This is a genomic window from Streptomyces coelicoflavus (genome assembly GCF_045041415.1).
GTDB classification, from domain to species: domain Bacteria; phylum Actinomycetota; class Actinomycetes; order Streptomycetales; family Streptomycetaceae; genus Streptomyces; species Streptomyces coelicoflavus.
The window spans coordinates 7,859,533-7,871,902 of sequence record NZ_CP108218.1; the positions used below are offsets into that span (position 1 = coordinate 7,859,533).

11 protein-coding genes and 1 pseudogene are annotated in these 12,370 nt (G+C 72.6%); 7 read left to right on the plus strand and 5 right to left on the minus strand.

Annotation, left to right across the window (positions count from 1 at the left end; translation table 11 throughout):
* Positions 1-8 precede the first annotated feature (8 nt).
* The 4 genes from OHA99_RS35430 to OHA99_RS35445 form a co-directional block, all read right to left on the minus strand.
* Positions 9-944: an endo-beta-N-acetylglucosaminidase H gene (locus OHA99_RS35430; protein ID WP_405698816.1), complete on the minus strand. Its 936-nt coding sequence runs from the start codon at positions 942-944 to the stop codon at positions 9-11.
* A gap of 406 nt (positions 945-1,350) precedes the next feature.
* Entirely contained in the window at positions 1,351-1,716 is a 366-nt protein-coding gene (locus OHA99_RS35435) for a hypothetical protein (protein ID WP_405699064.1), read from the minus strand.
* Positions 1,717-1,909: 193 nt separating this feature from the next.
* Positions 1,910-2,713, minus strand: coding sequence for an alpha/beta fold hydrolase (locus OHA99_RS35440; RefSeq protein WP_242705909.1), 804 nt, complete (start codon positions 2,711-2,713; stop codon positions 1,910-1,912).
* Between the two features lie 78 nt (positions 2,714-2,791).
* Positions 2,792-5,458 (minus strand): AAA family ATPase, encoded by a 2,667-nt coding sequence (locus OHA99_RS35445; protein ID WP_405698818.1) that lies wholly within the window; start codon positions 5,456-5,458, stop codon positions 2,792-2,794.
* A gap of 203 nt (positions 5,459-5,661) precedes the next feature.
* Between OHA99_RS35445 and OHA99_RS35450 the strand changes: the two are divergent.
* Positions 5,662-5,870: pseudogene (locus OHA99_RS35450) on the plus strand (IS701 family transposase); the annotation flags it as partial.
* A 347-nt stretch (positions 5,871-6,217) separates the two neighbouring features.
* Positions 6,218-7,192, plus strand: a complete 975-nt coding sequence (locus tag OHA99_RS35455; protein ID WP_405698819.1) for an NADP-dependent oxidoreductase — start codon at positions 6,218-6,220, stop codon at positions 7,190-7,192.
* Between the two features lie 115 nt (positions 7,193-7,307).
* Here OHA99_RS35455 and OHA99_RS35460 read toward each other — a convergent pair whose 3' ends face one another.
* The gene (locus OHA99_RS35460; RefSeq protein WP_405698822.1) at positions 7,308-8,033 is read right to left on the minus strand and encodes a helix-turn-helix transcriptional regulator; all 726 of its coding nucleotides are present in this window, start codon (positions 8,031-8,033) and stop codon (positions 7,308-7,310) included.
* Between the two features lie 93 nt (positions 8,034-8,126).
* On the opposite strand from OHA99_RS35460, the gene OHA99_RS35465 reads away from it, so the two are divergent.
* The 5 genes from OHA99_RS35465 (at position 8,127) to OHA99_RS35485 (ending at position 12,310) form a co-directional block, all read left to right on the plus strand.
* Positions 8,127-8,603 carry a DoxX family protein gene (locus OHA99_RS35465; RefSeq protein WP_345964473.1) on the plus strand — a complete coding sequence of 159 codons (477 nt, stop codon included), beginning with the start codon at positions 8,127-8,129 and terminating at the stop codon, positions 8,601-8,603.
* Positions 8,604-8,708: 105 nt separating this feature from the next.
* The gene (gene folE / locus OHA99_RS35470) at positions 8,709-9,305 is read left to right on the plus strand and encodes a GTP cyclohydrolase I FolE (protein WP_153181510.1); all 597 of its coding nucleotides are present in this window, start codon (positions 8,709-8,711) and stop codon (positions 9,303-9,305) included.
* A gap of 55 nt (positions 9,306-9,360) precedes the next feature.
* On the plus strand, positions 9,361-10,605 hold the full coding sequence (locus OHA99_RS35475; protein WP_405698824.1) for an NAD(P)/FAD-dependent oxidoreductase: 1,245 nt from the start codon (positions 9,361-9,363) through the stop codon (positions 10,603-10,605).
* Positions 10,606-10,643: 38 nt separating this feature from the next.
* Positions 10,644-11,519, plus strand: a complete 876-nt coding sequence (folP, locus tag OHA99_RS35480) for a dihydropteroate synthase (protein WP_153181512.1) — start codon at positions 10,644-10,646, stop codon at positions 11,517-11,519.
* On the plus strand, positions 11,519-12,310 hold the full coding sequence (locus OHA99_RS35485; protein ID WP_153181513.1) for a pyrimidine reductase family protein: 792 nt from the start codon (positions 11,519-11,521) through the stop codon (positions 12,308-12,310). Before folP ends, OHA99_RS35485 begins: the two co-directional genes overlap by 1 nt.
* Positions 12,311-12,370 lie beyond the last annotated feature (60 nt).

The window sequence follows — 12,370 nt, forward strand, 5'->3', positions numbered from 1 at the left end:
TGACGCCCCTACGGCGCGTAGACCGCCTCGCTGCCGTACAGCTCCCTCGTGAACGCGGAGACGTCGGCGGTGCGATCGCCGCCGTCGAGGTTGTACGTCAGATAGACGCCGTACCCCTCGTCGACGGTGCGACGGGCGAGGTCGGCGACGGTGCTCCGTGAGGTCCGGCCGATCTCGACGGCCGCGGGTGACAGCTGCGCCTTGGGCAGGGCGATGCCGGGGACCTGCCAGGTGCCGTAGTAGGGATTCCAGGCGTAGTCGAACTTGTCGGAGACGTCGACACCGCCGTACGACAGGCGGGACGCGGCCGGGCCGATGTTGTAGAGGCTGATGATCTTGTCGGGCATGTTCGCGCGCAGTGCCGTCACCAGGCGCACGAACGAACTGTCGTTGGGCTGCGCCGTGCCGTTGTTGCCGTACTCGGCGTATTCGTCGTCGAAGTCGACGCCGTCGAGGCCGTACTTCGCCACGGTGTCCGAGAGCTGCTTCGCGAACGCCGAAGCCGCCTGCTGTGAGGGGAAGTTGGCGAACCCGGCGCCCTGGTGGTTGCCGAGCACCGAGAGGAGCACCTTGATGCCCTGCTGCTGCAACGGCCGTATCTGCGTGACAGCGTTGTCAAGAACGCGCTGCACGTTCTCGTTGAAGTGCAGGTACGCCGTCTTCGTGCCGGTGTCGTAGTTGATGTTCGCCGCGAAGATCACCGCTACGTCGAAGGCGTTGCCGCCCCCGTCCGCCAGGGTGTACTTGCCGACGTTGAGCATGCTGTTGTTGTTCACCTCGACGTAGGCCACCGAGGTCGGCCCCTGCTTCAGCGGGGCCGGGGCCGGAGCGGGTGCGGGTGTCGCTGACGCGCCGCTCGCGGCGGTGGAACCGAGGACGAGGGCCGCGGCGGCCGAGAGCGCGAGCGCAGCCGTCCGCACCCTTCTGCGAACCGGAGTGAACATGGCTGATGGTCTCCCAACGGGATGGCCGGCGCCCCGCCATTCGGAAGCGCCGCGCGAGTGCTTCGAGTCTTCCTCCGCCACGGGCGCGGCGGGGGGAGCGTGCCCGAACTCTTCACGGCTTCCACGCGCGGCCCGCTCCACCGTGCCTCCCCTGCCCGCCGGGAGACGCTGTCAATCAGTCAATTCGCAGGCCTCTCGCGGCGCGTGGGGGTGCCGCGTCAGCCCCGCCCGAGGACGCAGAACTCACACGGGTCCGTGAAGACCGACCAGACCCGTGCACTGTCCGCCTGTCCGCCTGTCGGCCGAGACCGACGAGGCCACCAGCCCCGGGCGTCAGCGTGCTGCCAACGAGGGGGCCGCACCATCCATCGGCGCAGAGATCATCGGGGAAGCCATAGACCTTGCGTCAGCGCAAGCAAGACCACGCCCTTTGGTCGTACCGATGATCTTGATGGGCAATCTCGGCCGTAGACTTGACCAACGGCTGTCGGGACGGAGCCGTGACGGTCAGACCGGACAGCCGTGCCCTCAGCGTGCGTGGAACCGCGTCCAGTCCGAGGATCTCCAGCAGGTCGCTCGCCCGCGCACGCCAGCCGCCGTCCAGACCGCGCAGCCCCGCGCTGTAGCGCAGGACCTCGCCGGCGGTCAGCCGTTCGGGCAAGGACAGCCCGTCCATCATGACGCCGAGCTGCGCGAGCGCGGCCTCCCGCGCGGTGCGCAGATCGTGACCGGCGACCCTGACCGAGCCCGCCGTCGGACGGCGCAGCCGCACATGGCAGTCAGGACGGTGGTCTTGCCGGCGCCGTTGGGGCCCACGATGCCGTAGAACATTCCGGGCGGAATGCTCAGGCTGAGCCGGTCGACGGCGAGCCTGGCGCCGAAGCGCTGAGTCAGGTTCGCCACTTCGATGGCGGGAACGCAGGGATGAACACAGGGATGAACACAGGGATTCTGCAACAGACTCCTCACTCGGCCGTGTGCGTGAGGATCGCGTCTGCCAGCTCCTGGTGGGTCTCCAGCGGCAGAGTGTGCCCCATGCCCGCCACGGTCATCAGCCTTGCCCCCGGAATCTGTTCGGCGATGAGCGCACCGTGCCCCGGTTTGACTGGCTCATGGCTGCCCTCGATGACCAGCGTGGGCGCCTTCACCCGGTGCAGCGCGTCCACCGGTTCGAAGTCAGGGCCGGCCCCTGCGGCCAGCCGGTGATGGGACGCCGCCGACAGATCGCGGGCCCGGCTGTAGACGCGTTCCTGCAGTCGGCGCGCCGCGTCCTCGTCGAAGGGCAGCCCGGTGCCGTGCAGCACGCGCTGCTCGGCGATCATGCTGTCGATCAGCGCCGGGCGGTCTCGAGCGGGCGGTGCGGCCATCAGCGCGCGCAGGAATTCCACGAACTCCTGCTCCGGCTCCGGGAGGCTGCCCTTGGGCTGCGGCTGGCCCGTCAGGGCGCGCAGGAGCACCTGGCCCTCACCGCGACCGAGCGGCGAGGAGGCGATGACGGTCAGCGAGCGCACCCGCTCCGGGGCCTCCACGGCGATGAGCTGGCTGAGCAGCCCGCCCGCCGAATGGCCCACCAGGTGGGCGCTGTCCAGACCGTGGGCCGCCAGTACGCGGTAGACGTCGTTCTTGATGTCGTCCCAGGTGTACGGATCGGTCGCGAAGTCGACGGTGCCCGACCTGCCGGTGTCACGGTGGTCGTACCGGATCACCCGGCGGCCTCCGGCGGCCAGGCGGCCGACGAACTCGTCCGGCCACAAGATGCCCTGCGACATCGACCCCATGATCAAAAGGATCGGCGTGTCCGTCTCGGCACCGAACTCTTCACTCCAGATGGTTACGTTTCGCATGCGTCACAGCATGTCGTCCGCAGCTACGGGTGCCTTCCGTAGAACTACTAGCCGTGCCAGATCTGTACGGGAGCCGATGCCCAGCTTCGGATAGATCTTGTACAGGTGGTACTCGACCGTACGCGGGCTCAGGAAGAGCTGAGCGGCGATCTCCTTGCTCGACAACCCTTCGGCGACCAGGCCGGCGATGCGCAGTTCCTGCGAAGTCAACGCGTCGAGCGCGCTGGGGGGCGGGGCGCCGGCGTTCTCGCCCGCCGCCCGCAGCTCCTCCTGCGCGCGGCGTGCCCACGGCCGGGCGCCGGCCTGCTCGAAAATCTCCCACGCCCTCCGCAGATGGGCTCGCGCCTGGCCCGGCCGCTGCGCGCGGCGCTGACGCTCGCCCAGCAGCAGGGCCGTCCTGGCCGCCTCGAACGGGTTGGTGTGCAGCCGCAGAGCCTCACCGAGAGCTTCCTCGTCCGATTCGGCCAGGCCGCGGCAGCGGGCCAGCAGCGCGCGCGACTCGGGCGTCGCGGCGTGTTCGGTCGATCGCGCATAGGCCGAAACCGCCGCCCGGGCACCGGCCTCGTCCCCCGCACCCACCGCGGCCTCCACCCGGTCCGGCATGATCCGCCACGTCACGGTCGGATGCCCCGCGCCCGGCCCCGCCGCCGCGAGCGCCCGGAAGCGGTCATGGGCCGACGCGTAGCGGCCCAGACACAGGTCGAGCAGGGCCGGCGCGTACGCGGCCACCCCCGCGTACAGCCCCACCCGGTGTGGCAGGGCGATGGCCAGCGCCTCGCGGGACTGCCGCTCGCAGGGCTCCTCCTCGCCACGCAGGGCCGCCAGCACCGCCAGATTGGCCAGGTGCGCGGCCACCGTGTTCTCGTACCCGGCTTCCCGCGCCAGTGCCAGGCCCTCCTCGGAGACTGCCCGGCTGCGCGCGAGCCGCCCGGCGAGGCGTTCGGCGCTCGCCACGAACTCCAGCACGACGGGCAACTGCCCGGCCATCCCCGACACCCTGGCTACTCGCCCGGCCCGCTCGGCCATCTCGGTCGCCACATCCGACTCGCCCAGAGCGCTGGCCGCGGCCGCCGCCCACAGGTAGCCGGCCGCGTCCTCCAGCCCGTCCGTCCGCGCCAGTGCCCGCCGCAGCAAGGCCGGTCCGGCAACGTCGCCGTCCAGAGTCAGGCCGATCCCCGCCACCGTGTCCCGCAGGAATCCTTCGGGGTGCGCCGCCGCGCGTCGGCCGAACTCGACGACGGCCGCCGTGTCGCCGACGTACGAGGCCGCCTCCACGGCATCGGCCAGTATGCCCAGGCTGTCGCCCGCCGCCAGGATCCGCACGGCCTCGGCCGCGTTTCCCGAGTTCAGCTCGAACCGGCCCCGGAGCTGGGCGATCTCCGTCGCGAGTGTGATCTCCCCGCCGCCCCCTTCGTCTGCCTCGGCCAGCAGCGATTCCGCCTGTCCCGGCCGGCCGGCGAGCCAGGCCGCCGTGGCGGCGTCCTTCAGCCGGACGGCACGAGCGCGCGGCTCGGGGGTCAGCTCGGCAGCCCTGATCAGGGCAGCGGCGGCGGCGCCGTACCCGCCGCGGTCGCGAGCCCGCTCGGCGGCCTCCTCCAGCGCGACGGCGACCGGCTCGGCCTGGCCCAGGGCGGCTCCGGCCAGGTGCCAGGCCCTGCGGTCGCCCCCGGTCAACTCCGCCAGGACGGCGTGCACGTGTCGGACCTCGGCCGGGGCGGCCGCCTCGTGAATCGCGGATCGCACGAGCGGGTGACGAAAGCGCAGACCTGAGCCTGACACCTCGGCCAGCCCACTCCCCTCCAACTCCGCCAGAGCCACCTCCCCCGACCCCGCCGCCAGCCGCTCAGCGGCGCTCATGACCACCTCGAGGTCGGTCTCGACGGCGGCGAGCAGGGCGACCAGCCGAGCGGGGGCCGACAACCCGGTCACCCGATCGCCGAAGAGCCGGGTACCACCGGGCAACGGGTCGGGCAGCGGTTCGCGGCCCGCGAGCTGTGCGGGCGTCAGCCGGGCGGCGATCTCGTTCAGGGCCAGAGGGTTCGACCCGGTCAGCCTGATGAGTTCCCCTCTCACCGGGCCGGCCGTCACCCCGTGCCTGGACTCCAACAGCTCGGCCGCGGCATCCTCGGGCAGGCCGCGCACGCCCACCGTCGACGTCACGCCCCTGACCGGAGCGTCGCCGCGGAGAGCGAGCACCATCGCGATCCGTTCGGCGCCCAACCGCCTGGCGGCGAACAGCAACGCGTCGGCCGAGGCACGATCTACCCACTGGAAGTCATCGACCACGCAGATGAGGCCCTCCGACCCGGCGGCCTCGGCCAGCAACGACAGCACGCCGGCGCCCAGAAGGAAGCGGTCGCCCGCGCCACCGGCAACGTGCCCCAGGGCCGCTCGCACGGCGTCGCGCTGCGGACCGGGCAGCGCGTCGAGCAATCCGGCCACCGGCCACAACAGTTGGTGCAACGCCGCGAACGCCAGGTCCGACTCGGATTCGACGCCGCCGGTCCGCAGCACCCCCATCGCCTCGCCCCGCGCGGCCGCTGCGTCGAGCAGGGCGGTCTTGCCCGTCCCGGCCTCACCCCGGAGCACCACCGCCCCGCCGCAGCCATGGCGGGCCTGTGCGATCACCTCGTCGAGCGCACTGACTTCCGAAGATCTTCCGTAGAGCACAGAAGCCCACTCTAAAGGGGGACGGCCGCCGAGCACGGCCCCCGATGAGCCCAGGAGATCAAAACCCTGACAAGCGTGCCCCAGATCAGCCTACAGAGAGCTACTTGTCACTTCGCCATAGCTCCCGGAGAACAGGGCTTAGCCGTGCCAAGTGGGACGCCGACCAGGCACGCGACGACGTGCGCGAGTACGTGGTGGAGCATCTGCGCGGCGACGAACACGCCCGCCACCCCGCACCGGTCCTGCCGCCCTCATACCGCTCACCTGCAACGAAATCCAGCGCCTGTTCTTCACCGTCGTCATCCGACCCGTCCACGACACAGCACACCGGCTCAGCTGGTCCCACTGGCGACGCCGCCACCAGGCCCGATCTCAGGCCGGCCACCAGCGACAACGAGCCGCGCAGGTATGAAGATCACTAACTACGGCTGGAGTCGAAGCCCACGGGTTCCAGGTCGGTGACGCGGGCCCCTCGCTCGACACACTTCAGCCGAGCGTCTGCGCCCAGAACCGGCCGAGCGCCGCGTCGTCCCGCGCCCTGAAGTTCACCTGCACAGGTTCCAGCGTGGTCCCGCACCCTGGGATGGCGTCCGCGCTCCCGGCGCACTGTCCGCGATGGGCTCGTCCCGTCGCCGCGGAAGTGGCCCAGACAGGGGGAGCGTCACGCGCGTACGGTCGAATTCACGGGGCGCGGCGTGCCCACCGCTCCGCCCGAGGGCACCGTACGTCCGACGACCACCGCATCCTCCGAGGACCCACATGCAAGCCATCACCGTCCATGACCGTGACGCGGGCGCCGACGGGCTGTCCCTCACGGAGCTGCCCCGTCCCCACGCAGCCGAGAACGACGTCGTCGTGCGTGTGCACGCCGCCGGTTTCACCCGCGGAGAGCTCACCTGGCCCGGTACGTGGACGGACCGGGCCGGCCGCGACCGGACGCCGAGCGTCCCCGGCCACGAACTGTCGGGGGTGGTCGAGGAACTGGGGTACGGCACCACCGGTCTCACCGTCGGCCAGCGGGTGTTCGGCATGGCCGACTGGACGCGCAACGGATCGCTCGCCGAGTACACCGCCGTGGAGGCCCGTAACCTGGCACCCCTCCCCGCGGACGTCGACCACGTCGTGGCCGCCGCGTTGCCCGTCTCCGGGCTGACCGCGTGGCAGGGCCTGTTCGAGCACGGGCGGCTCACCACGGGACAGACCGTCGTGACCCACGGCGCCGCCGGAAGCGTCGGGTCGGTCGCGGTGCAACTCGCACGCGAGGCGGGCGCGCGGGTGATCGCCACCGGCCGTTCCGCCGACCGGGACACCTGTCTCGGTCTCGGGGCCGAGGTCTTCCTGGACCTCGAGTCCGAGCGGCTGGAGGCCGTGGGAGAGGCCGACGTCGTCTTCGACGTGATCGGCGGTGAGATCCTCCGTCGCTCGACCGCGCTCGTACGGGACGGCGGCACCCTCGTCACCATCGCCGAGCCGCCCGAGGCCAAACCGGAGAACGGCCGAGCGGTCTTCTTCGTCGTCGAACCCGACCGGAACGGCCTCGCCGCCCTGATGCGGCGGGTCAGGGACGGGCGGCTCAGGCCGGCCGTGGGGGAGGTGTGCCCGCTCGCCGAAGCGCCAGCGGCGTTCGCGCCCGGCCGCGGCAGGCGTGGCAGGACGATCGTCCGGGTCGTGCCACCGCACTCGGAGCCAGTGGGACCACAGGGGCAGGGCACACCGTCGTCGAGCGCGCCCTGAGACGAGACAGGGGAGGGGACCAACTCACACCCCGGGCCGGACCTGGCCGACGGACCCGGTGAAGCCCACCGGGCGCGCGTGACCCGCTGACGAGCCAGGCCCACGAGTGCGACGCTCAGTTTCCTTCGGCGGGCTTCCCGCTCCCGGCGCGCAGCCCACCCGCGCGGGGGGCCCCGCCGTCCGGCGCGGGTGGGTCGACGACCACGCAACAGTGGCCGGGGCGGGGCGCCAGCACCGCGCGCCCGGCCGCTTGTCCGCCCGCCTCGAGCAGGCCCCGCACCAGATGGAGATTCAGCCAGCACACCAGCTCGGTGTGTTCCCGGGCGAGCCGGTGGAAGGGGCAGTTGCGCAGGTCGACGCCCCCTTCGGCGGTCGTCGCCGGTTCGTAGCCGCAGCCGCGCAGGGCCGTCGTGAGGTCCTCGCCGCCGGCCGACCGGCCTGCCGCGTGCGCGGCCGCGGCCACCGCCTCCCGTACCGTCCCGGAGCCGTCGGCGGCGACGGCCTCGGCCAGCACCCCGGCCAGCAGACCGTAGTCGCGGGGCGGCACGCTGACGGACAACTCCTCGTCGGTGCGTGCGTAGCGCTTCGCCGGGCGGCCCGCGCCGGGCCCGCCGCGTCCGGCGGGACGCGCGTAGCTGGTCGCCAGCAGGCCCGCGTCGGCCAGTTTGTCCAGGTGATAGGCCGCCAGGGTGCGGCTGACCCCGGCCGCCCCCGCGGCCTCCTCGCGGCCCACGGGCTCGTCGCGGGTCCGCACGTAGTCGTACAGCCGACGCCGCACCGCGTCGTCCAGGCTGCTCAGGTCGCTGATGGCGTCCCTGTCACGGTCCTCGTTCGTACCCACACCGTCAATGTAACACCAATGAGATTTGACAAACGTCCGCGAACGTGGCCAGCCTGTAAAAACAACAAAACTTGTTGATACAAGGAGGCTGTCATGGCTGCTCCTGCTCACGTCCCCACGCACACTCCGTCCCTCGCCTCGGGCCGGCGGCGCGTCCTGGACGAGCCCGCCTACGGCGCGTACTGGCTGCTGCGCGCCGGGTACGCCGTGCTGCCGATCTGGATGGGCATCGACAAGTTCGTCAACGCCCTCACCGACTGGCCGTCCTATCTCGCGCCGTGGATCGTCGACGTGCTGCCGTTCTCCGCGCAGACCGCGATGTACGTCGTGGGCGCGATCGAGATCGTCGCCGGTGTCGCCGTGGCCATCAAGCCCCGGTACGCCGCCTACGTCGTCGCTCTCTGGCTCACCGGCATCATCGTCAACCTGCTGACCTACTCCGGGTTCTACGACGTCGCGCTGCGCGACTTCGGCCTGCTCCTGGGCGCGCTCGCCCTGGCCCGGCTCGCCGCCACCTACGACCCCGCCCGGTCCACCCGCCCCGGCGGCAGGGGCGCCCGTACCCGCTGAGGACACCCGTCCGCCGGCCCCGTCCGGGGCCGGCCACCACGGCGGGGCCCGGACGGAATCCCGTCGGCCGCCCCGCACCGATCCGCTCACGAGGAGGACGAGGGGATGACTGCCACAGTCCCGCTACAGGTGGTCGAGGACGTCACCGGACCCGATCTGGAAGCCGCAGAACGCGCTGCGCGGGAATTCCTGGCGGCGCTCGGGATCATGGTGGACAGCGAGGGGACCAGGGAAACCCCGGCACGGATGGCCCGCGGCTACGCCGAACTCCTCACCGCGCGGCCCTTCCGGATGACCACGTTCCCCAACGACGAGGGATACGACGAACTCGTCCTCGCGCGCGACATTCCCGTGCGTTCGGTCTGCCAGCACCACATGCTGCCCTTCGTGGGCAAGGCGCACGTCGGCTACCTGCCCGGCACACGCATCCTCGGACTGTCGAAGCTGGCCCGGGTGGTGGAGCACTTCGCCTGCCGGCCCCAGGTGCAGGAACGGCTGACCAAGCAGACCGCGGACTGGCTGGCGGAACAGCTCCAGCCCCGGGGCGTGGGAGTCGTCGTCGAGGCGGAACACACCTGCATGACGCTGCGCGGCGTGCAGGCCACCGGCTCGAGAACCGTCACCTCCACCATGCTCGGGGCCCTGCGCGACGACGCGGCGTCCCGGCACGAGTTCCTCGCCCTCACCGGCGTCCAGCGGTAGCCGGACGGCACCCGCGCCCGCGCCCGTACCCCACCCCATCGTCTCGGAGTCCCTCATGACCACATCACCGCGTCCGCCCCGGCGGATCCTGATCGTCGGCGCCGGCCTGGCCGGTGCGTCGGCCGCCGCCGGCCTGCGTGAACAGGGGTTCGACGGAGACGTCACCCTGTTCGGGCGGGAAAGCCACGCCCCCTACGAACTGCCCCCGCTCTCCAAGGGCGTCCTGCTGGGCGAGCGGGACGAACCGGACTGGGTCCGGGAAGCGGGCTACTACGCCGCACACGGCATCGCCCTGCGCCGCGAGACCACCATCACCGCCCTGCGCCCGGCCGACCACGTGATCGTCGACGCCGACGGCACGGAGCACGGATACGACCGGCTCCTGCTCGCCACCGGCTCCCGCCCGCGGACCCTGTCCGGATTCGAGGGTCCCGGTGTGCACACGCTGCGCACCCTCGACGACGCCCTGGCCCTGCGAGAGAAGCTGACCGACGGAGCCCGGGTGGTGATCGTCGGCGCGGGCTGGATCGGCTGCGAGGTCGCCTCCGCGGCCCGCGCCCACGGCGCCCACGTGACCATGGTCGACCCCGCGCCCCTGCCGTTGCGGTACGTCCTCGGCGACCGCGTCGGGCGGGTCTTCCGCGATCTGCACGCCGACCACGGCGTCACCCTGCGCCTGGGCGTCGGGGCGACCGGCACCGGAACCCGCGCCGACGGCCGGGTGGTACTGCTGGCCGACGGCAGCGAACTGCCCGCCGACGTGGTGGTCGTCGGGGTCGGCGCGCTGCCCCACACCGAGCTCGCCGAAGCCGCGGGTCTGGCCCTCGCGTCGGGCGGCGTCGCCGTCGACGCCGCACTGCGCACCTCCGCCCCCGACGTCTACGCGGCCGGTGACATCGCCGCCCACGACCACCCGCGCCACGAGGGGCGCGTGCGCGTCGAGCACTGGTCCAACGCCAAGGAACAGGGCGCCCACGTGGCCGGGAACCTCCTCGGCGGCCACGACGCCTACAGCGCCGACCCGTACTTCTTCTCCGACCAGTACGACCTCGGCTGCGAGTACCGCGGCCTGGCCGACCCCGCCCGCGACGAGCTGGTCCTGCGCGGCGAGCCCGCCTCCCGCGAGTTCCTCGCCCTCTGGCTGCGCGACGGACGCGTCACCGCCGCCCTCAACGTCAACTCCTGGGACCACGGTGACGCGCTCACCGCCCTGGTCGGTGCCCGGGCGCGGGTGTCCGCCCGGCAACTCGCCGAGGCCGACCTGGACACCCTCGCCACCGCCGGTGCGGCCGACCGGTGAGCACCCCCGCCCGTACCGACGACAGGAGCGACGACCCCATGCGATCCCCGGCAGTCGACCTCGAGTTCCGTGGCCGCCGCATCGTCAGCGACCGGCCCCTGGTCATGGCGATCGTCAACCGCACACCGGACTCCTTCTACGACCGGGGCGCCACCTTCGCCGCCGAAGCGGCCCGGACCGCCGTCGCCCGGGCCGTCGCCGAGGGCGCGGACATGATCGACATCGGCGGAGTGGCGGCCAGTCCGGGAGAGGAGGTCACGGCCGCGGAGGAAGCCGCCCGTGTCGTCCCCCTGGTGGAGTGGGCCCGCGACCGCTACCCCGACCTCCTGATCAGCATCGACACCTGGCGCCACGAAGTCGGTGACGCGGCCTGCCGGGCCGGCGCGGACATCCTCAACGACGCCTGGGCCGCCGCCGACCCCAAGCTGATCGACGTGGCCGCCGCGCACGGCGCCGGCTACGTGTGCACGCACACAGGCGGCCGCACCCCCCGCGCCGCACCCTTCCGCCCCGGCTACCCCGACGTGGTGGCCGCCGTGCGCACCTCCGTCGTCCGGCTGGCGGAACGGGCCGAAGCGGCCGGCGTGCCCCGTGGCGGCATCCTCATCGACGCCACCGGCTACGGCAAGAACACCACCGACCACCTCCTCCTGCTCCGCAACGTCCGGGAGTTCACACAGTCCGGGTGGCCGGTCCTGATGGCCCTGTCCAACAAGACGTTCGTGGGCGAGATGCTGGACGTGGACCTGGGGGACCGGCTGACCGGCACCCTGGCGGCCACGGCCGTCGCCGCCCGGGACGGCGCCGCCGTCTTCCGGGCCCACCAGGTCCGGCCCACCCGGCAGACCGTCGAGATGGCCGCCGGCATCAACGGCAGCCGTCCCCCCGCCCGCACCGGAACCTGGATCGCCTGATGATGCAGCAGATCTGGCCCGCCGAACACGTCCGGCCCCTCGACGACGACGAACTGGAACGCCTCTACACCTACCCGCTCCGTCAGCGCTGGCTGGCCGTCAACTTCGTCGCCAGCGCCGACGGGGCCGTGGAGGTCGGCGGTCTGGCCAGGCCCCTGTCCACGCCGCCCGACCGCAAGGTGCTGCAACTCGGCAGCGACCTCGCCGACGTCCTGCTGATCGGCGCCACCACCGCCATGGTCGAGGGCTTCCGCGGCGTCCACCCCAACCGGCACACCCTCGCCCGCCGCCGCCGGCACGACCTGGCCGACACCCCGCCCACCGCCGTGGTCACCACCGGAAGGAGCCTGCCCCCGGACGCTCCCGTCATCACCCGAGCACGCGTCCCCACCATCGTCCTCACCTGCGCGTCGGCACCGGAGGCGACCCGGCGGGCCTGGCAGGACGCCGGGGCGGACGTCGTCGTCGCGGGCGAGGACACCGTCGACCTCGCCGCGGCGGTCCCGGCCCTCACCGGGCGCGGGCTGCGACGCATCGACTGCGAGGGCGGGCCCCGCCTCTTCGGAGCGCTGACCGCCGCCCGACTGGTCGACGAACTGCGGCTGACCGTCTCCCCCCTGCTGACGGCGGGCCCGGCCGGCCGCATCGCCACCGGCCCACCCGTCCGGACCACCCACCTGCACCTGGCCTCCGCGGTGGCCGAGGACGGCACCCTCCTGCTGCGCTACCTCACGCGACCGGACCGCCCGCCCCGGCCAGGGCGCGTCGTTGACGACGCCGACGACACGTAAAAGGGTGGGCGTGGCCGGCGCCCCGCCGCCCGACCGCCGTTTCCGAGACCCGAGGACGCA

What these genes read in the sequence shown, in the direction of transcription:
- OHA99_RS35485 (WP_153181513.1), top strand. Translation starts at nt 11,519, where the DNA reads ATGATGCAGCAGATCTGGCCCGCCGAACACGTCCGGCCCCTCGACGAC.
- folP (WP_153181512.1), top strand. Translation starts at nt 10,644, where the DNA reads ATGCGATCCCCGGCAGTCGACCTCGAGTTCCGTGGCCGCCGCATCGTC.
- OHA99_RS35440 (WP_242705909.1), bottom strand. Translation starts at nt 2,713, where the DNA reads ATGTCGCAGGGCATCTTGTGGCCGGACGAGTTCGTCGGCCGCCTGGCC.
- OHA99_RS35475 (WP_405698824.1), top strand. Translation starts at nt 9,361, where the DNA reads ATGACCACATCACCGCGTCCGCCCCGGCGGATCCTGATCGTCGGCGCC.
- folE (WP_153181510.1), top strand. Translation starts at nt 8,709, where the DNA reads ATGACTGCCACAGTCCCGCTACAGGTGGTCGAGGACGTCACCGGACCC.
- OHA99_RS35455 (WP_405698819.1), top strand. Translation starts at nt 6,218, where the DNA reads ATGCAAGCCATCACCGTCCATGACCGTGACGCGGGCGCCGACGGGCTG.
- OHA99_RS35465 (WP_345964473.1), top strand. Translation starts at nt 8,127, where the DNA reads ATGGCTGCTCCTGCTCACGTCCCCACGCACACTCCGTCCCTCGCCTCG.
- OHA99_RS35430 (WP_405698816.1), bottom strand. Translation starts at nt 944, where the DNA reads ATGTTCACTCCGGTTCGCAGAAGGGTGCGGACGGCTGCGCTCGCGCTC.